This window comes from Halobacillus yeomjeoni (assembly GCF_020171525.1).
GTDB classification, from domain to species: domain Bacteria; phylum Bacillota; class Bacilli; order Bacillales; family Halobacillaceae; genus Halobacillus; species Halobacillus yeomjeoni.
This window is the reverse complement of the sequence record NZ_JAIVAI010000001.1, coordinates 1063198-1082713: the sequence shown is the minus strand read 5'-3', so window position 1 is coordinate 1082713 and position 19516 is coordinate 1063198. Positions and strand designations below refer to the sequence as shown.

Annotated in this window: 25 protein-coding genes; 21 read left to right on the top strand and 4 right to left on the bottom strand. The window is 37.5% G+C overall.

Annotation, left to right across the window (positions count from 1 at the left end; translation table 11 throughout):
• Window positions 1-83 precede the first annotated feature (83 nt).
• Both LCL89_RS05620 and LCL89_RS05615 read left to right on the top strand, forming a co-directional pair.
• Window positions 84-545, top strand: coding sequence for a GNAT family N-acetyltransferase (locus LCL89_RS05620; RefSeq protein WP_224809587.1), 462 nt, complete (start codon window positions 84-86; stop codon window positions 543-545).
• Between the two features lie 113 nt (window positions 546-658).
• Complete coding sequence (locus LCL89_RS05615) at window positions 659-859, top strand: hypothetical protein (protein WP_224808523.1); 201 nt, start codon at window positions 659-661, stop codon at window positions 857-859.
• Between the two features lie 369 nt (window positions 860-1228).
• Here LCL89_RS05615 and LCL89_RS05610 read toward each other — a convergent pair whose 3' ends face one another.
• The gene (locus LCL89_RS05610; protein WP_224808521.1) at window positions 1229-1663 is read right to left on the bottom strand and encodes a hypothetical protein; all 435 of its coding nucleotides are present in this window, start codon (window positions 1661-1663) and stop codon (window positions 1229-1231) included.
• A gap of 402 nt (window positions 1664-2065) precedes the next feature.
• Between LCL89_RS05610 and LCL89_RS05605 the strand changes: the two genes are divergently transcribed.
• Together LCL89_RS05605 and LCL89_RS05600 are read left to right on the top strand one after the other, a co-directional pair.
• Entirely contained in the window at window positions 2066-3310 is a 1245-nt protein-coding gene (locus LCL89_RS05605) for an MFS transporter (RefSeq protein WP_224808519.1), read from the top strand.
• A 204-nt stretch (window positions 3311-3514) separates the two neighbouring features.
• Window positions 3515-4768 carry an aminopeptidase gene (locus LCL89_RS05600; protein WP_224808517.1) on the top strand — a complete coding sequence of 418 codons (1254 nt, stop codon included), beginning with the start codon at window positions 3515-3517 and terminating at the stop codon, window positions 4766-4768.
• A 528-nt stretch (window positions 4769-5296) separates the two neighbouring features.
• Here LCL89_RS05600 and LCL89_RS05595 read toward each other — a convergent pair.
• A complete protein-coding gene (locus tag LCL89_RS05595) occupies window positions 5297-5722 on the bottom strand; it encodes a universal stress protein (protein WP_224808515.1) in 426 nt (141 codons plus the stop codon).
• A 461-nt stretch (window positions 5723-6183) separates the two neighbouring features.
• Here LCL89_RS05595 and LCL89_RS05590 point away from each other — a divergent pair, with 461 nt between their 5' ends.
• From LCL89_RS05590 to LCL89_RS05580, 3 genes are all read left to right on the top strand, one after another.
• Window positions 6184-6546 (top strand): hypothetical protein, encoded by a 363-nt coding sequence (locus tag LCL89_RS05590; RefSeq protein ID WP_224808513.1) that lies wholly within the window; start codon window positions 6184-6186, stop codon window positions 6544-6546.
• 75 nt (window positions 6547-6621) lie between these two features.
• The gene (gene rpsN / locus LCL89_RS05585) at window positions 6622-6891 is read left to right on the top strand and encodes a 30S ribosomal protein S14 (protein ID WP_224808511.1); all 270 of its coding nucleotides are present in this window, start codon (window positions 6622-6624) and stop codon (window positions 6889-6891) included.
• 16 nt (window positions 6892-6907) lie between these two features.
• Window positions 6908-8059, top strand: a complete 1152-nt coding sequence (locus LCL89_RS05580; RefSeq protein ID WP_224808501.1) for an FAD/NAD(P)-binding protein — start codon at window positions 6908-6910, stop codon at window positions 8057-8059.
• Window positions 8060-8429: 370 nt separating this feature from the next.
• On the opposite strand, the gene LCL89_RS05575 is transcribed toward LCL89_RS05580, so the two are convergent.
• Window positions 8430-8780 (bottom strand): winged helix-turn-helix transcriptional regulator, encoded by a 351-nt coding sequence (locus LCL89_RS05575; protein ID WP_224808499.1) that lies wholly within the window; start codon window positions 8778-8780, stop codon window positions 8430-8432.
• A gap of 131 nt (window positions 8781-8911) precedes the next feature.
• Between LCL89_RS05575 and LCL89_RS05570 the strand changes: the two genes are divergently transcribed.
• The 13 genes from LCL89_RS05570 to LCL89_RS05510 all read left to right on the top strand — a co-directional run bounded on the left by LCL89_RS05570 (window position 8912) and on the right by LCL89_RS05510 (window position 17514).
• Window positions 8912-9460: an NADPH-dependent FMN reductase gene (locus LCL89_RS05570; RefSeq protein WP_224808490.1), complete on the top strand. Its 549-nt coding sequence runs from the start codon at window positions 8912-8914 to the stop codon at window positions 9458-9460.
• Window positions 9461-9486: 26 nt separating this feature from the next.
• Window positions 9487-9837: a DoxX family protein gene (locus tag LCL89_RS05565; RefSeq protein ID WP_224808488.1), complete on the top strand. Its 351-nt coding sequence runs from the start codon at window positions 9487-9489 to the stop codon at window positions 9835-9837.
• A gap of 802 nt (window positions 9838-10639) precedes the next feature.
• On the top strand, window positions 10640-11047 hold the full coding sequence (locus LCL89_RS05560; RefSeq protein WP_224808486.1) for a hypothetical protein: 408 nt from the start codon (window positions 10640-10642) through the stop codon (window positions 11045-11047).
• Between the two features lie 46 nt (window positions 11048-11093).
• Entirely contained in the window at window positions 11094-11603 is a 510-nt protein-coding gene (locus LCL89_RS05555; RefSeq protein WP_224808484.1) for a GNAT family N-acetyltransferase, read from the top strand.
• 98 nt (window positions 11604-11701) lie between these two features.
• Window positions 11702-12169, top strand: coding sequence for a GNAT family N-acetyltransferase (locus LCL89_RS05550; RefSeq protein ID WP_224808482.1), 468 nt, complete (start codon window positions 11702-11704; stop codon window positions 12167-12169).
• Between the two features lie 91 nt (window positions 12170-12260).
• Window positions 12261-12542: a hypothetical protein gene (locus LCL89_RS05545; protein ID WP_224808480.1), complete on the top strand. Its 282-nt coding sequence runs from the start codon at window positions 12261-12263 to the stop codon at window positions 12540-12542.
• A 156-nt stretch (window positions 12543-12698) separates the two neighbouring features.
• Window positions 12699-13526, top strand: a complete 828-nt coding sequence (locus tag LCL89_RS05540) for a GNAT family N-acetyltransferase (protein ID WP_224808478.1) — start codon at window positions 12699-12701, stop codon at window positions 13524-13526.
• A gap of 45 nt (window positions 13527-13571) precedes the next feature.
• On the top strand, window positions 13572-14648 hold the full coding sequence (locus LCL89_RS05535) for a phosphotransferase (RefSeq protein ID WP_224808477.1): 1077 nt from the start codon (window positions 13572-13574) through the stop codon (window positions 14646-14648).
• A 365-nt stretch (window positions 14649-15013) separates the two neighbouring features.
• Window positions 15014-15298 (top strand): hypothetical protein, encoded by a 285-nt coding sequence (locus LCL89_RS05530; protein ID WP_224808476.1) that lies wholly within the window; start codon window positions 15014-15016, stop codon window positions 15296-15298.
• A gap of 59 nt (window positions 15299-15357) precedes the next feature.
• Complete coding sequence (locus LCL89_RS05525) at window positions 15358-15900, top strand: GNAT family N-acetyltransferase (protein WP_224808474.1); 543 nt, start codon at window positions 15358-15360, stop codon at window positions 15898-15900.
• 55 nt (window positions 15901-15955) lie between these two features.
• Window positions 15956-16465 carry a phosphoribosylanthranilate isomerase gene (locus LCL89_RS05520; protein ID WP_224808472.1) on the top strand — a complete coding sequence of 170 codons (510 nt, stop codon included), beginning with the start codon at window positions 15956-15958 and terminating at the stop codon, window positions 16463-16465.
• Between the two features lie 48 nt (window positions 16466-16513).
• Window positions 16514-17053, top strand: coding sequence for a GNAT family N-acetyltransferase (locus tag LCL89_RS05515; protein ID WP_224808471.1), 540 nt, complete (start codon window positions 16514-16516; stop codon window positions 17051-17053).
• Window positions 17035-17514: a GNAT family N-acetyltransferase gene (locus LCL89_RS05510; RefSeq protein ID WP_224808469.1), complete on the top strand. Its 480-nt coding sequence runs from the start codon at window positions 17035-17037 to the stop codon at window positions 17512-17514. The genes LCL89_RS05515 and LCL89_RS05510 overlap by 19 nt, the downstream gene beginning before the upstream one ends.
• Window positions 17515-17518: 4 nt before the next feature.
• On the opposite strand, the gene LCL89_RS05505 is transcribed toward LCL89_RS05510, so the two are convergent.
• Window positions 17519-18829, bottom strand: a complete 1311-nt coding sequence (locus tag LCL89_RS05505) for a chloride channel protein (protein WP_224808467.1) — start codon at window positions 18827-18829, stop codon at window positions 17519-17521.
• 300 nt (window positions 18830-19129) lie between these two features.
• On the opposite strand from LCL89_RS05505, the gene LCL89_RS05500 reads away from it, so the two are divergent.
• Window positions 19130-19459, top strand: coding sequence for a helix-turn-helix domain-containing protein (locus LCL89_RS05500; protein WP_224808458.1), 330 nt, complete (start codon window positions 19130-19132; stop codon window positions 19457-19459).
• Window positions 19460-19516: the final 57 nt, after the last annotated feature.

Sequence of the window (19516 nt, the reverse complement as noted above, 5' to 3'; positions counted from 1 at the left end):
CTCTTTTCATAATAAGGACCATTTAATTTATGGGATAACGTGAAATACGTTTACCAAAAGGAGGAATTTTGGTGAGTAATATAATGTTACGAAATGTAATTGAAGATGATCTTCCTGTTTTCTTCAAACACCAACAGGATCGGGAAGCAAATCATATGGCGGCGTTTACAAGTAAGGATCCGGAGGATTGGCACAGCTTCTTAAACCATTGGAATAAAATCTTGGCGGATAAAGACATCATTAAGCAAACGATCACTGTTAAAAATGATGTTGCTGGAAATATTCTATGTTTCGAGCAGTTCGGCGTACCAGGGGTTAGCTATTGGATAGGAAAAGAATACTGGGGCAGAGGAATAGCCACTAATGCTTTAAGGGAATTTGTAAAACACGTTACCATTCGTCCACTTTATGCCCGTGCTGCCAAGGACAATGTTAGGTCGCTAAAGGTTCTGGATAAATGTGGTTTTACAATCTCTGGTGAAGACAGTGGGTATTCTAACGCACGTGGTGGATATGTAGAGGAGTTTGTTCTTTTGCTTGAGTAAAGATTATTAGCATTACACGCAATTCCAGTATAGCGGGAGTTAGTAGCATCCCCTCATTTACCTTTTTACTTAGCACCCCCTCTTAAAAAACGTTACTGATTGGAGGTTGTTGAGTGAAGATTATTTATGTAGAAAGAATGAGAGAGCTTTATGCTTATTTAGAATTAAATCAAATCCAAGTGAATGATATTGGACAGTACAATGATGTTCTAATCGTTAATGATACGCTGGTTTTCAGGTTCCCTAAATACATAAAAGGTATAAAAAAATTAGAAAAAGAAGTTATGGTCAACCTTTTGTTGAAAGGTGTCTAAGTCAATATCCAGAAGGCACGAACGTTCTCGAAAACTTTTATAAAAGTACATATGTTTTGCAAGAAACTCTTCATGGAATCGAAAATAATGATTTAGAGGCAATTGAAAATGGAATTAAGGAAAATATGATAACTCCATTAACAGTATAATTTCACTAATTATCTCAGTTTCGAGTCTTTAACTAACGGGGGCTTTACTTTAACAAGCTTTTCTGACAAATGTAAGTGTTTTAATGGAATGATGAATTTTATATTTTGTTAGGATTTTCTATAATCGAAGTGTTAATTGACAAAAAGGTATGCATAATGGGTGTTCAGTGTGTGTAATCCCTATCGTGTTTAGGATTTTTCAGTTGGGGTGAGGTTAACCTTATTGGATTACATCAAATTGGTGTAATGAAATTCTTTCTTTTTTTATTGCATTTAGAGCTTGGTTATCGAGATTTAAAATACATACATTAAAGTCAGAAATACTTAGAATTGGTTGGCTATCGTCCCATAATTCGAAATGCCATAAAGACGAACCTTCATTTGTAAAGGAAGGGGTAATATACTTATAAAATGTATTTAATGATTCATTACATAATTCACCTGAAATTTTTACGGAATTATCCATTCCATACCAAGATGATATACTTATGTTTTCTAGGTTTAAAAAATCATTTTTTCCAGTTAACAAGGGGTTTTCATCGTCAGGATCCCCTTCAGGAAAAACGATGCTGAACCTTGTGGAGTTTTTGACTGCATACTCAAAAATGTTCTTCCAATTTGCTAAGTCATTAATATTAGGGCAAACCATTTTCATGCCTTTTCCCCCATTAATACTCTTTTACTGTTGGATCTGTAGGAACAGGAACTTAAGGTGGATCTTCATTTGTAGGGATTGTATCATTTTCAATAGAGGTTTCGGATTAGTAAATTGATAGAAGACTTTTATTCTAGAGCAAGTTTATTTTTGTCCTTTATGATAAAATCGTGCATAGTTGGTTTGTAAAATAAATACAAACTTATAGTTAGAAACAGACTTACCGTTAGGAATGTTTTTACTACCCCATAGATTTAGAGTAATAGCAGTATTTTTTAGATTTGCTTTGAACATAACAAACGAATTATAAAAAAGTTAAAACAGGAGGTTCAACCTTAATGTAAATACACCCTTTTTTTCATCGAATATGTAAAGGAAACGATAAAAAAGGGGTAGTATAAAATGAAGTCTTCATCCTTTCGGTTTTTATGGATCGGGCAAGCATCGGCCAATCTTGGTGATGTGTTTTATATCGTCGGCCTAATCTCTATAATGTACACAGATTCACAGTCAGCATTTTACTTAGCTTTGCTACCATTCATTAATACATTTGGTCGGTTTATCAGTGGGTATTTATCACCATTATTGTTTAATAAATACCCACTAAAAACACTTTTATCTGGGTCACAAAGTAGTAAAACCGTTCTCTTGTTTGTTTTAGCGTCTTTGATCACTCTACAATCTAAAGGTTCCATAATGATAATCCTTATGTTTATTTTCTTAATAGCCTTCCTGGATGGTTTGGCAGCACCTGCGAGCCGTGCGATGCTTCCCAGATTAGTTCATAAAGATGAAATTGTAAAAGCGAATAGTTTCTTCTCAGTTATATCACAAATCATTCAGCTTGGTGGATGGGCATTAGGAGGTATACTGGTAGCCTTGATCGGGGGTCAGGCCGTCATATGGCTGACGTTTATTTTATTTGTCATATCCTCTTGTTTGATGATGCTGATTCAAGATTCAACAGAGTTTCATCTTCCGCAGGAAAAGAATTCTATCGGGACAGTTTTAAAAGAAGGTTGGAAAATCATTTGGCACACACCTGTACTTAGAAAAATACATGTGGTGATCTTTATTGAATCCATAGCGAATGTGGTATGGATTGCCGCCATCATTTATGTTTTTGTTTCTGAAGTTCTTCAGAAAAGTGAAGCATGGTGGGGCTATATCAACACAACTTTCTTTATAGGCCTTCTCATTGGTGGATTGTTTTGTACGAAGTATTCCTCGTTCATTGAGAAAAACTTGAGAAAGATACTGATGATCACTTCTTTCAGTGTAAGTGCTGCTACTTTACTTTTTGGTTATAATAGTATCGCCTGGATCGCTTTAGTTTTATCTGTGTTATTTGGCATAGTTGAGCAAATAAAGTCCATAACCATGGAAACTATTATTCAAAATAAAGCTTCTTCCGGTAACTTGCCAAAAATTTATGGAGCTCAAGGAGCATTAACTTCTTTAACGTTTGGCGTCGCTTCTTTATTACTAGGAGGAATGGCGGACGTTATTGGTGTACAATATGTTTTTTTATTTGCGGGAACTTTATTAGCGGCGGCTGCTGTTTACATTTTGGCTTCTAAACAAATATTCCCAACAAATTATTACAATGATTGTAAAACTGAGCAAAAAGAAAAGACTGCACCGTAAAATTGTGCAGTCTTTTTGTTTATCAATGTTAGAACATCTGAGAAATGTGCTTCGTTATGATAAATGCTCTTCAAATCAAGTCTCACAGAAGCATTGGCGATAGCTCCACTCTTGTTATAACTTGTGGTACTATCGATGCCGGTTAGTAAAAGTAGATCAGGTTTCTGCAATAAAATTATACAATAACATCACAGGAGGGATAAAATGCTTAAAGGAATATATGATTTGGTAAGTGAAGCACAGTTGAAAAAGTATGCAGAACTTGCTGTACGAGCTGGCGTCAATCTGCAAAAAAATCAATTATTGATTATTCATAGTGATATACAAAATGCTGCGTTTGCACGTCTAGTCCAATCGGTAGCCTACGAAGCAGGGGCTTCAAATGTATTTATAGATTGGAAAGATGAACAGTCTACCAAAGAATTTTACTTACATGCAGCAGATAAAGTCATCGATCATTTTCCTGATTGGCAGGCTGCACGTTTTGAGGAGTGGGACGATCAAGGTGCTGCTTACATACATATTATTTCTGAAAACATAGATGTCTTTAAGGAGGTTTCCCCAGAAAGAATAAATCGTTTCGAAAAAGCCTCTCGTACCAAATTGAAGGATTATCATGCAAAAATTAGATCCCACGAGGTGCGTTGGTGTCTTCTAACTGTCCCGAGCGTTGAATGGGCAACGAAAGTATTTCACGGCCTAAGTAAAGAAGAGGCTTTACAATCACTATGGGAATTAATTTTAAAAGGGACTCGGGCAGATGGGAAAAACCCTATTAAAGATTGGGAGAATCACAATAAATCCTTTGAGTCTCGAAAGAAAATCTTAAACGAGAGCCAATTTGATGCTCTGCGTTTTACAAATAGCTGTGGAACTGATTTATTAGTTGGTCTCCCTAAAAATCATCTCTATATTGGTGGGGGAGTTATAGACAAAGAGGGAATACCATTCTTTCCGAACATTCCTACGGAAGAAATATTTACTGCTCCTCATAAAAATAAGGTCAATGGTACATTGATAGGTACGAAACCTCTTATCTATGGAGGAAGTGTCATCGATGAATTTTATCTGATCTTTAAAGATGGACGGATAACCGACTATTATGCAGCAAAGGGACAGGAAGTATTACGAAATCTCATCGAAACAGACGAAGGATCACATTTTCTAGGTGAAATTGCCTTGGTATCTCATAAATCTCCTCTTGCTCAGACAGATACTCTTTTTTACAATACATTGTTTGATGAAAATACATCCTGTCAAATTGGAATTGGAAATGCATCTCCTTCCAATATTCAAAATGGCAATGACCATTCTGAGGAAGAGATGAAGGCAGCGGGGCTGAACACTTCACTTTTGTCAGTCAATGTAACCTTTGGTACAGAAGATATGAAAGTAGAGGGTATTAAAGAAGATGGAACTGAAGTCCTGCTAATGAAGGATGGAGATTTCCAATTCTAAATCAATTACAATTTAAAGTTGGATTATTTAGTGCTAGTTAAATTGAAAACAAAGTGCACAGCATTATTTTAGCGAATGAAGATTAGGGGTTAGCCGCTAGCGATTCCATATACCTATGATCTCACGTTTTTGAACAATGTGCAGTTTAAGAATAAAAACTATTACCTTTACCAAAAAACAACCCTCTATAGAGGGTTGTTTTTATATCATGCTGGATGATTTAAGCATCTACTAATGTCAAAACCGTAGAAGACGAGGTTTTTCCTGGGTTTTATTGGGAAATCAATAGGTGGTCGCTGTATTTACATTGGAGGTGGCACACTATACGTTCTAAAGTATTTGAAAATGTAAATGGATTAAAGTAATACCCGGTTGGGGGCTTTTGGACAGAGGTTGCTGAAGAGCTGACGCCTTCGAAGATTACGAAGGGGTATAATGGAATACCTGGTACTCCAAAAATAGATACAGGTGACGGAAATCATTCGTATCGTAGTTTCAGAAGCAGAGCTTGACTTTTAATTTTTTTACTCATTTAACCATAGTCACTGGACATGACGCTACATGCAGGACATTAAAACTAACACTTCCGAGAATCTTACTCTTTAAAGCACCTAACCCCCGGGAGCCCATTACAATACTATATACATTCGATTCTTTTGCTTCTTTAGCAATTTCATAGTCTGGTGAACCAATTCTGATTTTTGTGTGGACAGTTACATCTTGATTCTCTATGACTTTTAGTGCATCATCAATTACTTCTTTCGCATTTTCTTGCTGGTATCTACGCACTTGTTCTTTGCTTATAAAGCGATTGATATTAAGCGTGTTGTAATTATATTGAACATTTAAAAGAAGAATCTCAGCATCCATTGCTTTTGCTAATTCCATTGCATGATTTAAAGCTCTTAGCGAAAAATCTGAACCATCAATCGGCACTAAAATTTTTTGTGACATTAATTTTCGCCCCTTTAGAGAAGTATTATTAATAATACAGCTTAAAAAAACAGAGAAAACGTTTATTCTCATAAAAACGTCTTACACCAATACTGCGTTTTATTTAACATTTCACTATCTCATTGCTCTAAGGGTTCTATAAGTTTATTTTATCAAAATTATTCTGTCACATATATATATAAATTTTGGATTATAATCATGAATGACACCCATAATAAAGCTTTTTTGTGTACTTTCAGGTTAATTGAAGACTTGTATTAGAGTTTAAAAGGTTTTGGATCTAAAACACCTCTGGCTCTTTTTGCGAGAGGGAACAGAAAACCTCTACCCTGTGACCGCCATCAATGGTAGGGGGTATGTCTGCAAATGTGTAGGTTGCTTTTTATTCGAAAGGATGGTAAAGTAAATTTTCACTCGACAAAGTGTAATGATTACGATTTACGAATTGAGGGGTGGTCAGGGTGAGTGAATATCTTATTGAACATATCACAAGATGCATTGTCCAGTCTTTACCTGAACAACAGCGTGCGTTGTATAAGTATGTCGTTGACAGAGAGGACCTTCTGGCGGATAAGGTCACAACTCCGGGTGAATTTATGTCGCTTCTGGAAACGGATCAAACTTACCAGAAGGCGGCTGACCATTTCGGAATGACATGGTTGGAACTATTGCAATCCTTGAAAAAAATAGAAGAGCACATTGCGGATGGCTTAGAACGCATGGTGAATGAGGTCAGCTGGACCGACTGTACCCATCTGATCAATAAAGAGGGACAGCAATTGTTTTACGTGGATTTTCCACGCATAAATCATCCGACAAGTTAGGAGTCAATAAGGGCTCAAAAATTTTTTGAATAAATTAAATCGTAATCAATACGAATTAGATAAGGGGAATTCAAAATGGCTAAGAAGTCAAAAGTAGTAAAAGAGAAAAAAAGGCAGGAAATGGTGGCAAAGTATGCTGATCTTAGAAGGGAACTGAAGGCGAAAGGGGACTATGAAGCTTTGAGAAAGCTCCCTCGAGATTCCTCACCCACCCGTCTGACGGGAAGATGTGAAGTGACAGGACGACCGCGGGGGTATATGAGAAAGTTCAAGATGTCCCGTATCGCTCTTCGTGAGTATGCTCATAAAGGGCAGGTTCCCGGCGTGAAGAAAGCCAGCTGGTAGGAGAGGAGGTCAATCCGTGTATGCTTGGGTGGTGATTGGAGGTGGCGTGCAAGGTTGCTGTACAGCCACCCGTCTGCTCGAGAAAAAGGTAAGTAGAGAAGAACTGCTCATCATCGACCCTCACCCACAACCGATGCATATCTGGCGGACATTGACGGACAAAACTGGAATGTCATACCTGAGGTCTCCGTCTGTACATCACTTGGCAGAGGACCCATACAGTTTAAAGAAGTATTCCCGCTCGCAAGATTATACAACGCCTTTTAAAGGGAAGTACTCGCGGCCACGTCTGGATATGTTCAATCAGCATACCTTTGATGAAATGAAAAAGGCAGGAGTTCATGGCTGTTGGAAGCAGGGATGGGTGAATGGATTAACCAAAACAGACAAAGGCTGGAGAGTTGAAGTTTCAGGGGAAACCATTGAGGCGGAGCGTGTTGTCCTGGCTATGGGTGTGAATCATGTTCCTCACGATCCGTTATGGTCAAAAGAGCTGTCAGGCCATCCTTCCGTCTCGCATCTGTTCGATTTCAACCGACCCCTTCCGGCACAAGGTGAGGTCATCATCGTCGGGGGAGGGATGACAGCGGCTCATACCGCTAACACCCTGGCTGCTTCAGAAATGATCGAGCAGGTGACAGTAGTGAAACGTCACCCCTTCAGAGTTCACGATTTTGACAGTGATCCCGGGTGGCTTGGCCCTAAATTCCTGAACGGTTATCGGAAAGTGAACTGCTACATAGAGCGGCGTCGCATCATACAAGAAGCAAGGCATAAAGGCTCTATCACAAGAGAACTGCGAGTTAAACTCCTAAGGCAAGTCAAGGCGGGGAAGTTAAAGATCTGCACAGGAGACATCCTGCGTGGTAGGACTGATGATGACCGAATCCAGCTCAGTATTAGAAACCATACAACCGTAACAGGCGACTCCCTCGTCTTGGCAACAGGTGCTCAATCCGGACTGCCCGGGAAAGAATGGCTCAAGCCGGCAATCGATACACTCGATCTTCCATGTGCGCCGTGTGGTTTTCCAATCGTCCAACCAAACTTGGAGTGGTCACAAGGGCTTTTCGTTGCAGGAGCTCTTGCGGAATTGGAGATTGGGCCCGTATCCCGGAATATAGCAGGTGCTAGAAAAGCAGCAGAACGAATCACAGCATCTGCCTGACTCATGATGCTCCTCTATGAAGGGGGGTGAATGTGGTGCAGACAAAGCACTTTCAGGTAGAATAAAAGGCAAAACCGCTCTGGATGTAGAGCGGTTTTGCTTTTTTGTTAAATGAGCTTCTTAATAAACTTTAATAGTATATAACTCGTTTTCGAGTCTTTAAATAAAGGGGGCTTATCCTTAATAATGGGATAAGCCTTTTTTATATATATTGATGTTCTTGCAAGAAAAAATTGAAATATTTGGAATAAAAAGGGTTGAAGTAAATTAACTGAAAGAAAGGAAGGTATGAAATGGATACCCATTAACAAATCAGCGTAAAAGATTCTGTTCAAACTAAAGTAGATATAGAGCTGCACTGAGCCTTGTTTTATTTATTATTTTCCATTTGATCCTCCCCGTATATTTCATCTAAGTGCTCTATATGTGACACTCCCCATTGATGCATGGACTCCAATAGTGGAGTTAAGCTTTTTCCGTATTCAGTTATAGAATATTCAACCTTTGGTGGGACTTGGGCATAGACTTTACGATTGATAATATCATGATATTCTAATTCTCTTAATTGAGTGGTAAGCATTTTTTTTGTTATATCAGGTACCAAACGATGTAATTCACCAAAACGTAACGTTTCTTTTTGAAAGATATGAAAAAGAATGACAGGTTTCCATTTTCCAACGAGTATATCTAATGCTGTTTCTACTTTACATTCATGAGCCATTTAGTGGTCTCCCCCTAGGTATCTTTTTTTATACTATGTCACATTTTAGTGCCTACTTCTCAAAGATAAACTTTGGTTATATTATAACTATATGGTTAAAGCAAAACAACAACACTAGGGGGAAACAAAGAATGACGAACGGAAGTTTCAACATAGGTATTATTTTAGGAAGTACACGGGTGGGGCGAGTTAGTCCTCAAATTGGAAAATGGGTAAAAGAAATTGCGGAAAAACGTGGAGATGCTAATTACGAAGTTGTAGATATTGCTGATTATAATCTTCCCTTTTTAGGAACAACTGATGGATCTGAACCTGGAATCGCTGCATGGAATGAGAAAATTGACAGCTTGGACGGATTCGTTTTCATTGTTCAAGAATACAACCACAGTATTACAGGTGCTCTGAAAAACGCCCTTGATTTAGCTCGAGAACCTTGGAATAACAAAGCAGCAGGTATTGTAAGTTATGGTTCAACAGGAGGCGCACGTGCAGCTGAACACCTTCGAGGGATATTAGGTGAATTACTTATTGCTGATGTTCGAGTACACCCTACATTGTCCTTATTTACTGATTTTGAAAATTACACTACATTTAAACCCGCTGAATTACACTTTAATAACGTAAACGCAATGCTTGACCAAGTTATATCTTGGAGTGGGGCATTAAAAACCCTGAGATAAAAAATAAAGGAGAAGTGTATGTAGTCATGAATATATCATTATGGATTGTACAGATAATTCTATCATTTTTATTTTTAATAGTGGGAAGCCAAAAAATCATTTCGGCAAATAAAGAGATTGATAAAACCGGGGATGGCTCCCAAAAACATTTGTTTGTTTTTATTGGAATTGTTGAAATCTTAGGAGCAGTTGGGTTAATCTTACCTTGGTTACTTAACATTGTTCCTATCTTAACACCGCTTGCTGGAATCGGTATTTCGATTATCATGATATTAGCAGCTTTTCATCATGCCAAAAGTAAAGAAATGCAGTCTGTGGTAACGAATATCATCATATTAGCACTAGCATTGTTTTTAGTAATTGGACGATTAATTTAATCTCTCTCCCTCTCATATCTTTAGAAATGAGAGGGTTTTTATGTTTGCAAAAACATTATGTATCTTCTGCTACGCCCCACCATTGTATGCCACTTTATAAGTTTAGGTGGTTATAATTCTTGCTTTTCAATTTCGGTAATACATCCAGTTTTGAAACTAAATTTTTAAAGTGCCGCAGGAGTGTTGATTAACCACAAATGGTAGACAGAGTGTTATAAAAGTGCTAAGAAATGATAAAAAAGCCACGCGCCTTATGATGTATACCTCGGTTCAAGAAGAACTTGATGGTTATTGAGTTTATAGAATAATGGTTGATAAAAAATTATGGGTATAGGCCGAGCAGCAACTAATTTAATGGTTTTCGAAATGGAGAAATTACCGAATGCAAAAAAATGTTGTAGGTTATTATCCTATGAATACAGGTGCCCATCAGCTTTATTCTAGCTTAGGGTTCTTGGATAATAGAGGTAGGTTTGGTAATGAAATGGATGTTATTAAATATATAAACAATTAATTAATCAAAAGGACCTAATAATGGTCCTTTTTTTGTAATGGAATACTTTGGATCTTACGCAAAAACTGCCATTGAAAGACAGATTCCACTAAAGAGAAATTATCTTGAATTCAATTCTTAAACTAAAGGGGGCAATTATTCAATAAGAATAATCGTCCTCTTTTTTTTGAGAATAGAAGATAGGGAGAGTTTATTGGAATGTATTGAAAATTATGTAAAATAACGATATGATGTCATAATAAATTTGGTGGAGGATTACAATGGAACTTGAAAGAGAGGCGGTTACCATTGTGGGAGATTATCAGAGGGAATGAGTATTTCTATATTATTACTTACTCTCTAATTGTATTGATCATCAACCTTGATTACTTAAGGGACTTCAAAAAAATAAAAAAAGGACTAAGTGATATCTCGTCTGATGAAGAGTTGGAAGTTGACCCGAAATCAATGTCCTTGCTTATTATTGTATTGATATTTAACTTCTTTCGAAGGTGGTTCATTTATTTACTTGCTGTGTTAATTACAGAGAACATACTCGTTATTGTTATTTCATTCATTTTATTTGTAGTAAGTTTATACGACAGCATCTTTAATTATAGTCTTACAAAAGTGAAAAAATCGAATATTGCCTTGTACCTGGCAGTTATTGATGCGATATACATATCCATTTTTGTAATTTATCTATTAATCATCTAAACAAATATCAGAGTCTGTTAGCAGGTATAAAAAATTGGAGGAATAAATGAATATTACAGTTGAGAAATTAAGATTTGAAGATGCGAGAGCAGTGATCGACTTTGAAAAAGAAAATAGAGCCTATTTTGAAAGAATGGTACCAAGTCGGGGTGATGATTACTATTACTTTGATAATTTCATCTTGCGCCACGAACAATTATTAAATGAACAGAGTAAAGGGTTATCTTACTTTTACTTGATAAGGGAAACGAATGGCGAGGTTTTAGGGAGGGTTAACTTAATAGACATAGACAGATCCCAAAAATCAGGTCACATAGGTTATAGAGTAGGTGAAAAGCATACGGGTCAGGGGGTAGCCTGCAAAGCTCTTCATATATTAATTGATAATTTAAGTAAAGATGGTTTCACCAAAATTTTTGCCAAGACAACAAATAATAACCTTGCTTCACAAAAAGTCCTGGAGAAAAATGACTTTCAAAAGTTAGGGCAAAGTGATGATGATTTTATAATGAATGGTGAAAAGTTGTCGTTTGTACATTATTTATGGACTAAGTGAGGAGAGTATAGAAGAAAGTATCTCAAGACAGAGTCTTCAAGTAAGGGGCGTTACTAAATTTAGGAGAAAATCTATGAACTTATATAAGAGGTGATTTTATGGTTTCCTTCCAACATGTCCATGAAAAAGATGCGCCAAAACTTCATAATATAATGCAATTTTATATTTATGAATTTAGTAAATACATACCGGAGATTAAATTAGAAGACAATGGATCGTACAAGCCTTTTGATTTAGAGAAGTATTGGACTAATAATAACTTCCATGCTTATTTCATTGAAAATAAAGGTGAATTGATTGGATTTGCCCTTGTGGAAAGTGCAGCTTTTCCAAGTCCCAACACAATCCAGGAGTACTTTATTTTAGCAAAATATCAGGGTTGTGGTTTCGGAAAAGAAGGTGCGAAACAACTTTTTTCAATGTTCCCTGGAGCATGGGAGATCACCCAGATAGAAAAGAATAAACCTGCGCAAGCTTTTTGGAGAAGGTTGATTAACGAAGTAAGTGGTGGACACTTTAGTGAAGAGTATACGGATGGGGTGTATATTCAAAAATTTAATACTTAAAATGAAAGGAACATGCAGGAGTTTTAACTAGACTTCCTGGATTGGTTTCATAGTGGCTGATAGTTCAGCGATGTAAGTTGGGAGAGTTCTTATGCCAAAATCTATTTTAGGAAAGTTTTGTTTGGTGATGTTAGGTATATTTTTCGTTCAGTTTGTTTCTTTTCTTAGAATGGCGTCTATTAACTTTTTAGGGGCTATAGTTCAATGGTTTAGTTTCACTCCCTTTACAAGCATAGCTGGCATTATATTGTCGGTGATGAGCTTGAAAAAAGAAAAGGAAAAGAGGATAGTCATAATAACTACACTTACCGTCAGCATAGTTTATTTTTTAACATTGCTGCTATTCTTTTTCGGCTTTTCCTTCGGTGGATAAATCTTAGTTATTGGGGAATAAATTGTCAAATTACATAGTGCTATCTTGAACTGAAGGAGAGACAATATTTACTTATATGACGAGTGTTGATAGTTAGTTGGACTTCTGAAATGTCTTCATAATAAGTAATTTAAAAAGTCGTCAGGGGGGATAAAAATGATTCATGAACTGGATAAAGCTGCATTTCATAAATGCGAACCGTTGATCAATGATGAGGGGCACTTGGAAGTCAAAGCTGTAATTGAAGGGAATAATCCAGGCCGGGTTTTTGTAGATTGCATCGATTCTCCGAGAACAGGACTGATTTGGCTGGGGAATCATGATGGTTTTTTCTTTATTGGAGATGAAGAAAATGAGGTGTTCAATAACCAGATAAATGAGTTCCTTAACGGAGTTATATTTCCTGAAGCAAAGAAACTTGGCTTAAGTAACTTTATAGCGATTGGTAATCATTCTAAGTGGGAGGGGACTATAGAAAAGGTTTTTGTTAACCGTGAAATGCAGGTGTCAAATCAAAAGGTTTATACATTGAGTACCAATTATAAAAATAACAATGTCCCTTTCATTCAAGAAGATTATAAGGTGTTGAAGATAGATAAAGAATTTTATATTAATGAGAGCGATGTTATTGATAACATTGGGTTTCTGCACTCGAAAATATCCGAGTTCTGGTCTTCTCCAGAGGATTTCTTTGTAATGGGGCTGGGGTACTGTATTGTCCACCAAAATAAGATTGTAAGTTTATGTTTTTCAAGTTTTGTCGCTGAAAATGTCCACGCTTTGGATATAGAGACAATAGAGGATCACCGGGGGAATAAATTAGGTCAGAAGGCAGCCCATTGTGTTGTGAATGAGATGGTGAGGGAGGGCATAATTCCATACTGGGATTGTGATGAAGCGAATAAACCTTCTAATGCCGTTGCTCAAAATATGGGCTTGCAGAATCATTTGAATTATTTAGTGTACATATTTCCGATGGATTGATGTATTTGGTCTGAAAATAAATTAAGTATTAAGGAAGTCGATCTAATGCATACTGAAAAATCGTGGAGAGAAGATTTAGTAAAGGTAGCAGATGCAAAACGGTGGTTGGTTTCAAATATTCCAGATGCCAAAAAAGTAGAAGGTCCCGTGGAGGTATTCAGGTCCAATGACTGGGGGATGACAGCTTCTTTTGAAGTTGATCTAGCTGGTGAATACAAGGAAGTAGTTTTAAAGATTGGATTCTTACCTCTATTCAAAACATCCCCATCCATATACCGGACTTTGAATAAGTTAAATTCTGAGCATGTCGTATCTCTTATAACGGGTGAGGTTAAACAATCTCAAACGTGGCTTCTATTTGAAAAGTTTGAAGGGATACAATTGAGAGAATTCAATCGCGTTGAATACATACACGAAATGGCAGTCACAATGGCTCGTTTACAAATGGATTTCATGAATTTGAGTGAACCAGAAATGAAAGGTATTCCTGTGTATGATTTTCAGGGGTTGAAAGACACTCTAGAAAATTATATTTCCCGAGCAATTGTAGAATATGTTCCAGCATGGAAGTCTGAGGCTCAAAAATTAAATGAGGAATTTGATTTATCTTACGAAAACTTGGAAGCCATTTCGAACCCGGAGAATTTAAAGAACATGATAGAAGTTACTCATGAGATCTGCGATGAGCTGTCCCGGATGAATGCCCCTCTGTCGATCTATCATATCGATTTTCATACAAATAATGCATCAGTCACAGAGCAGCAGGACATTTTACTTTATGATTTTGAGGAGGCAGTGATTTCTCATCCTTTCTTTGTTTTGGATAAGTTGTTAGACGAAGTTTCAGAGTGTGTGGAGGAAACCGATCATGAAACCTTACATATTCCATGGACACAAGCCCAAAGAGAACTCAGGGATGCATATCTTAAAGAGTTCACTTGTATTGATGAATCGTTGAAATTAAAAAAGTTCGATTTGGCGATGATGATTTCGCCATTGTTATACGGCTATCTAAGTACGTTCTTCCTTGAACAAGTAGGGTGGGAGAAGTCCACGCCGGGGTATATGGCAGAGAGTTTTGTTACTGCGTTTTCTCGTATGGAACAATACAAAAGTAGGTAGCACCGTGTCGTTTATTTTTCGGGCAAATGATATTACAGTGGATGAGTTTTTTTACAATTACCGCTAAAAAAAGAAACGAATTCCCTTCCGGAAACGTCATGATATTGAGAGATCATTTGGCTGTTACTATGTTGAGGACATATTTAAAGTGCCATATTGTCGGGCTTGCTAAAAATATATCTTATATTTTCATGGTTGTATGTGCGGGTGTTTATCTTATCATACAGAGGAGAAGACATACCTCACCAATTACAGGAGGTGATAGCTGAACAGAAGATTTGTAGTAAGACTATAAAAGAAAGCCATTAAATTTAATTACACTACAAAATATAAAAAAGATCGCAAAACAATGGAGGTTTAATTTTATGGAACGAAAATCAATAATTCTTGCTTTTGGTGTTGTAGGTATTCTTTCAGTTTCGATTGGTTTTTCAAACGTGCTTGCAAAAGGAGAAACTAATGATCAATTGGGAGATACAAACAGAGTTGTAACCGCAGAGGAACAAAATAAGGTAGAAAACAAAACTGTTGAAGATAAAAGCGTTACTACAGTTATAACAGCAGAAGAACAAAATAGAGTAGAAAATTCATCAGCTCCATCTGGATTTGTTAAACAGGAAGATGGAACAGGCTTTTATTTTATGAAATAGAATTCATTGAAGAAGTCATATGGTTTGTAAACTAAGGTAAGTGGAGAGGAGGCACGTCAATGATTGAAAAATTTCCTGTAATTGAAACTGAGCGATTAAAATTGAGGGAAGTTACAAAGGAGGACGCCAGTGATCTATTACGTTATCTGACTGATGAAGAAATCGTCAAACATATGGGGCTGCCTCCTTTCCAATCAGTGGATGATGCTTACGATGAGATAAACTGGTATTCTTCTATCTATCAAGAAGGTACGGGCATCCGCTGGGGCATTACACTTAAAGAAAACGACCAGGTGATAGGGAGCTGTGGCTTCCTGAATAGGCAGCCCAAGCATTTCAGAGCGGAAGTCGGTTTTGAGTTAAGTAGAACGCATTGGGGACAAGGAATTGCATCTGAAGCATTAGAGGCAGTCGTTCAATACGGGTTTTCACAACTCCAGTTGGAAAGAATTGAAGCGCTGATTGTTCCTGAAAATCTTCCTTCGCAGAGAATGGTAGAGAAACTGGGTTTTCAAAAAGAAGGATTACTGAGGCACTATGAATATACAAATGGTAAATTTGATGATTTATTCATGTATTCAATTTTGAAGGATGACTTATAAGTTTTATGAGAGCATATAAGTCTCTTTGTGGGGCATTTTAGAATTGGAGGAGAAAATGGAAAACCATAAGTTTGATGAGTTTTTAGAGATTGCAAGCAAGTTAAATGACAATGATATTATTCCATTGTTAATGGGGTCAGTTGGTTTAGAAGTCGTGACAAGGAAGAAATGGAATGCACAGGATCTGGATATTCATGTTCCGGGTGATGAAATGGGCTGGGAGGTACCGGCTGAATTAAATATACATAACTGGAATGAGATCGTAAATATCATGGCTTCAATGGAATATGAGTTGATCGATTTACATGAACATAATTTTTCAAAAGAAGGGTTATCCGTCGAGTTTGGTATCATAGATACTTTGCCAAGTTTCGCAGGGGTTCAGTTGAATGATTTAGAGCTGCATATGTGGAAAGGGATAAAGTATTATCTGCTGAATGAGTACCAATATTTGAGTGTTTACGAAGCTTCCTCCAAGGATAGTTATCGCGCAGAAAACAACAATAATAAGGATTTTGAGAAGATCGAATTCCTGAAAAAGTTAACTGATCCTACGAATACATAAGAGAGTCTCTTTACCACAATTGAATAATACTTCTTGAGGAGGTTGAAAGTGCAATTTGAAACCGAGAGAATAAACCTTCGTAAGTACAACGATGACGATTTTGATTTCTTATATTCTTTATTATCAAATGGAGAGATGGTTAGACATATAGGAGAGGGGAAGACGAAAGATAGAAAAGAGGCTCAAAACTTTCTGGAGTGGATTTATCGTACCTATCAAGCTGGAGCTGATCGGGGGTTAATGGTGTTAGAAAGGAAAGACGACCATACCCCGATCGGACATGCTGGACTGGTACCACAGTTCATTGACGGAGTTGAAGAACTTGAAATAGGATATTGGGTTTCACGGAGCCATTGGGGAAAAGGTTATGCTACGGAAGCAGCAAAAGCGTTAAAAGTCCATGGACTTGATCATTTGGGGGAAGACCGACTGATTTCTTTAATCCAGCCGAATAACATTGCCTCGAAAAGGGTGGCAGGTAAAATAGGGATGGATTTTGAGAAGGAGGTTGTATCAGGTGGCCGAAGAGTAGAAGTTTACTCTATTTGTAAGCCGTTGGAGGTGGAAATTTGGAACTCATATCAATAAATGAAACGACCCAATCTAATGTGGCTGAGTTCTTTATTGAACATTGGGGAAGTACAAAAATGGTCATTTCTTCAGGTGTCTATGATTGTAGTAAGTTAAGTGGATTTGTGAAAATAAATCATAATGGAGAAATCACTGGCTTAATTACATACATCATTTCCGGTGATGAATGCGAAATTATCTCCTTGGATAGTAAAGAAGAAAATAAAGGGATAGGGTCTTCTCTTGTAAAAGCAGTGGAGGAGATGGCGTGTAAGGAAAAATGTAAATACATCAGCTTAATCACCACGAATGATAATTTATCAGCACTGAAGTTTTATCAAAAACGTGGATATTTCTTAGCCAGTCTACATAGAAATGCAGTTGAAAAAGCGCGTGAGATGAAACCTGAAATTCCTTTTGTAGGGAACGATGGTATTCCAATCAGAGACGAAATTGAACTTGCAAAAAGGTTAAGCTAGAAGGTTATTCTGTAGATTTCTTCTGTTTTTCAACTTGTTCAATGGTATCTCCCTCATGAATCTTATACATTCTGCTTTTAGGTTGATATATTTCCTGAGCAGGCCATAATCCGTGATGACCCGAAAAGATGAAGCTTACGAGGCAAGCAACGAAAAAGAACTCTGCACCTTTGCCGTCAAACAACTCCATGGCCAAAAGGAAAGCGGCGATTGGTGTATTCGTGCCCGCACTGAATGCAGCGATCATTCCGAGGGCAGCGAGAAATGAGAGCGGCAAATTCATGAAGTCATGCAGAGCATTGCCGAGTGTCGCCCCCATAAAAAATAAAGGGATGGCTTCTCCACCAACAAAGCCGGTCCCGAGTGTGATGGCTGTGAATATCAGTTTTGCAAGAAAAGCGAAGCGAGGTACTTCTTCTTCGAAGGATTGTTCAAGCATCTCTAAACCTCGACCGTTATAGTCTTGTGAACCTGCGATCAGTGTCAACACGACTATGATCAACCCTCCGACGAAAGCTCTTTTCATATGATTTTTCTTGAAAACTTTTTCAGATATCGTTTGGATTTTGTGCCTTAACTGACAGTACGAAACACTTAATAAGCTGAACAAAACAGCTGCTGCAATGACTTTAGCAAATGTAACCATAGACGCTTCCGGTAGAGCTTGGATGATGAAGGATTCATGTTGGAATCCAAAGAAAGATGTTGTTACATAATGCCCGGTAAAACTAGCGACGAGGCAGGGGACCAGCGCCTCAAATTTCATTTTTCCTAAAGCAGCCATTTCCATACCGAAAACCGCACCTGTGATAGGCGCGCCGAAGGCCGAACCGAACCCTGCGCTGATCCCACTCATCACAAATATTTTTGTATCCGTTTTATTTTTTTTGAAAAACTTGTTCACGGCTTGAGCTACGCTGCCACCCATCTGGATCGCTGCCCCTTCTCTTCCCGTTGACCCGCCGAAAATGACCGTGATAAAGGTTCCTAAATAGACGATGGGCCCCATTCTCGACAGGACTTTTTTCTTTCCCTGCGCTCCTTCGATGATCAAGTTATTCAATTCTGCTGCGTCATGCAGCGTGTGATTCATAATAACCTTTCCAAAATTCATATAGATGTAACCGATAACGATTCCGCCTAAAGGAAGCAGGAAGATGAGCCATCCAGTACCTTCTCTGACTTCGCCTAAGAAATCGTTCGTTGTTAAAAGGAAAGTAGTGAATGCCCCCACAACCACACCAATCAGGCTGCCAAACAACACCCATTGAGCGATAAGCGAGAAAAAGTGTATGTACTTTTGTTTTTTATCCATTTCCGATTCCTCACTTCACTCTTTCCATGTTTTTCGAATTCATGTTTTACCTTCGAATCCTAAGTTGTGTGCCATTTATTATAAGTTGTTATGTAAGGTCCTCATATTATGACTTCCTTATCTAGCTTGGTTAGGAAATAATTTTCTATACAGAGGAGAGGATTTGGTTTTACATAGAAGAGGATTTATCATTAAAAACTAAACACTTTTTTGTGAAAATTGATTGTGTCCATACGTAAGGTTTGAAATAATTGGTATTTGTATTGAATAGCAATTCATCAAAGTGAGAGGAGGAGACAAATGAGAATGAATACTTATCTGTTGATTTTAGCAGCAAGCATTTTGACAGGATCCTGGATGGTTACAAGTGCATTAAACAATACAGAAGCACAAACAGCTGTAAAAGAAGTTACAGTGAATCCAGCGAAGGACCAGCAATTGATGAGCCCTGGAGAGCTGCAACAATATTTAGGAATACGCGATGATCAATTGGCCAAGATTTTACCGAAGAAAGATGGGGATGTAGTTAAAAGTAAGCTTCCTTATGTAAAAATCGGTTATGAATACTACTTTCCAGTTAAAGCCATTGATAAGTGGCTGACAGAAACGGAAGCGGAAGTCTTCAAGTAATTGATTTTCCTTTGCAAACATAAATGTCCTTATATAAACGTCTATTAAGGGCAACTG

Bases quoted from the DNA above. Each gene is read 5' to 3' on its own strand.
- LCL89_RS05620 (WP_224809587.1), top strand. From the start codon at position 84: ATGTTACGAAATGTAATTGAAGATGATCTTCCTGTTTTCTTCAAACAC.
- LCL89_RS05610 (WP_224808521.1), bottom strand. From the start codon at position 1,663: ATGAAAATGGTTTGCCCTAATATTAATGACTTAGCAAATTGGAAGAAC.
- LCL89_RS05605 (WP_224808519.1), top strand. From the start codon at position 2,066: ATGAAGTCTTCATCCTTTCGGTTTTTATGGATCGGGCAAGCATCGGCC.
- LCL89_RS05600 (WP_224808517.1), top strand. From the start codon at position 3,515: ATGCTTAAAGGAATATATGATTTGGTAAGTGAAGCACAGTTGAAAAAG.
- LCL89_RS05595 (WP_224808515.1), bottom strand. From the start codon at position 5,722: ATGTCACAAAAAATTTTAGTGCCGATTGATGGTTCAGATTTTTCGCTA.
- rpsN (WP_224808511.1), top strand. From the start codon at position 6,622: ATGGCTAAGAAGTCAAAAGTAGTAAAAGAGAAAAAAAGGCAGGAAATG.
- LCL89_RS05575 (WP_224808499.1), bottom strand. From the start codon at position 8,780: ATGGCTCATGAATGTAAAGTAGAAACAGCATTAGATATACTCGTTGGA.
- LCL89_RS05570 (WP_224808490.1), top strand. From the start codon at position 8,912: ATGACGAACGGAAGTTTCAACATAGGTATTATTTTAGGAAGTACACGG.
- LCL89_RS05565 (WP_224808488.1), top strand. From the start codon at position 9,487: ATGAATATATCATTATGGATTGTACAGATAATTCTATCATTTTTATTT.
- LCL89_RS05555 (WP_224808484.1), top strand. From the start codon at position 11,094: ATGAATATTACAGTTGAGAAATTAAGATTTGAAGATGCGAGAGCAGTG.
- LCL89_RS05550 (WP_224808482.1), top strand. From the start codon at position 11,702: ATGGTTTCCTTCCAACATGTCCATGAAAAAGATGCGCCAAAACTTCAT.
- LCL89_RS05545 (WP_224808480.1), top strand. From the start codon at position 12,261: ATGCCAAAATCTATTTTAGGAAAGTTTTGTTTGGTGATGTTAGGTATA.
- LCL89_RS05540 (WP_224808478.1), top strand. From the start codon at position 12,699: ATGATTCATGAACTGGATAAAGCTGCATTTCATAAATGCGAACCGTTG.
- LCL89_RS05535 (WP_224808477.1), top strand. From the start codon at position 13,572: ATGCATACTGAAAAATCGTGGAGAGAAGATTTAGTAAAGGTAGCAGAT.
- LCL89_RS05530 (WP_224808476.1), top strand. From the start codon at position 15,014: ATGGAACGAAAATCAATAATTCTTGCTTTTGGTGTTGTAGGTATTCTT.
- LCL89_RS05525 (WP_224808474.1), top strand. From the start codon at position 15,358: ATGATTGAAAAATTTCCTGTAATTGAAACTGAGCGATTAAAATTGAGG.
- LCL89_RS05520 (WP_224808472.1), top strand. From the start codon at position 15,956: ATGGAAAACCATAAGTTTGATGAGTTTTTAGAGATTGCAAGCAAGTTA.
- LCL89_RS05505 (WP_224808467.1), bottom strand. From the start codon at position 18,829: ATGGATAAAAAACAAAAGTACATACACTTTTTCTCGCTTATCGCTCAA.
- LCL89_RS05500 (WP_224808458.1), top strand. From the start codon at position 19,130: ATGAGAATGAATACTTATCTGTTGATTTTAGCAGCAAGCATTTTGACA.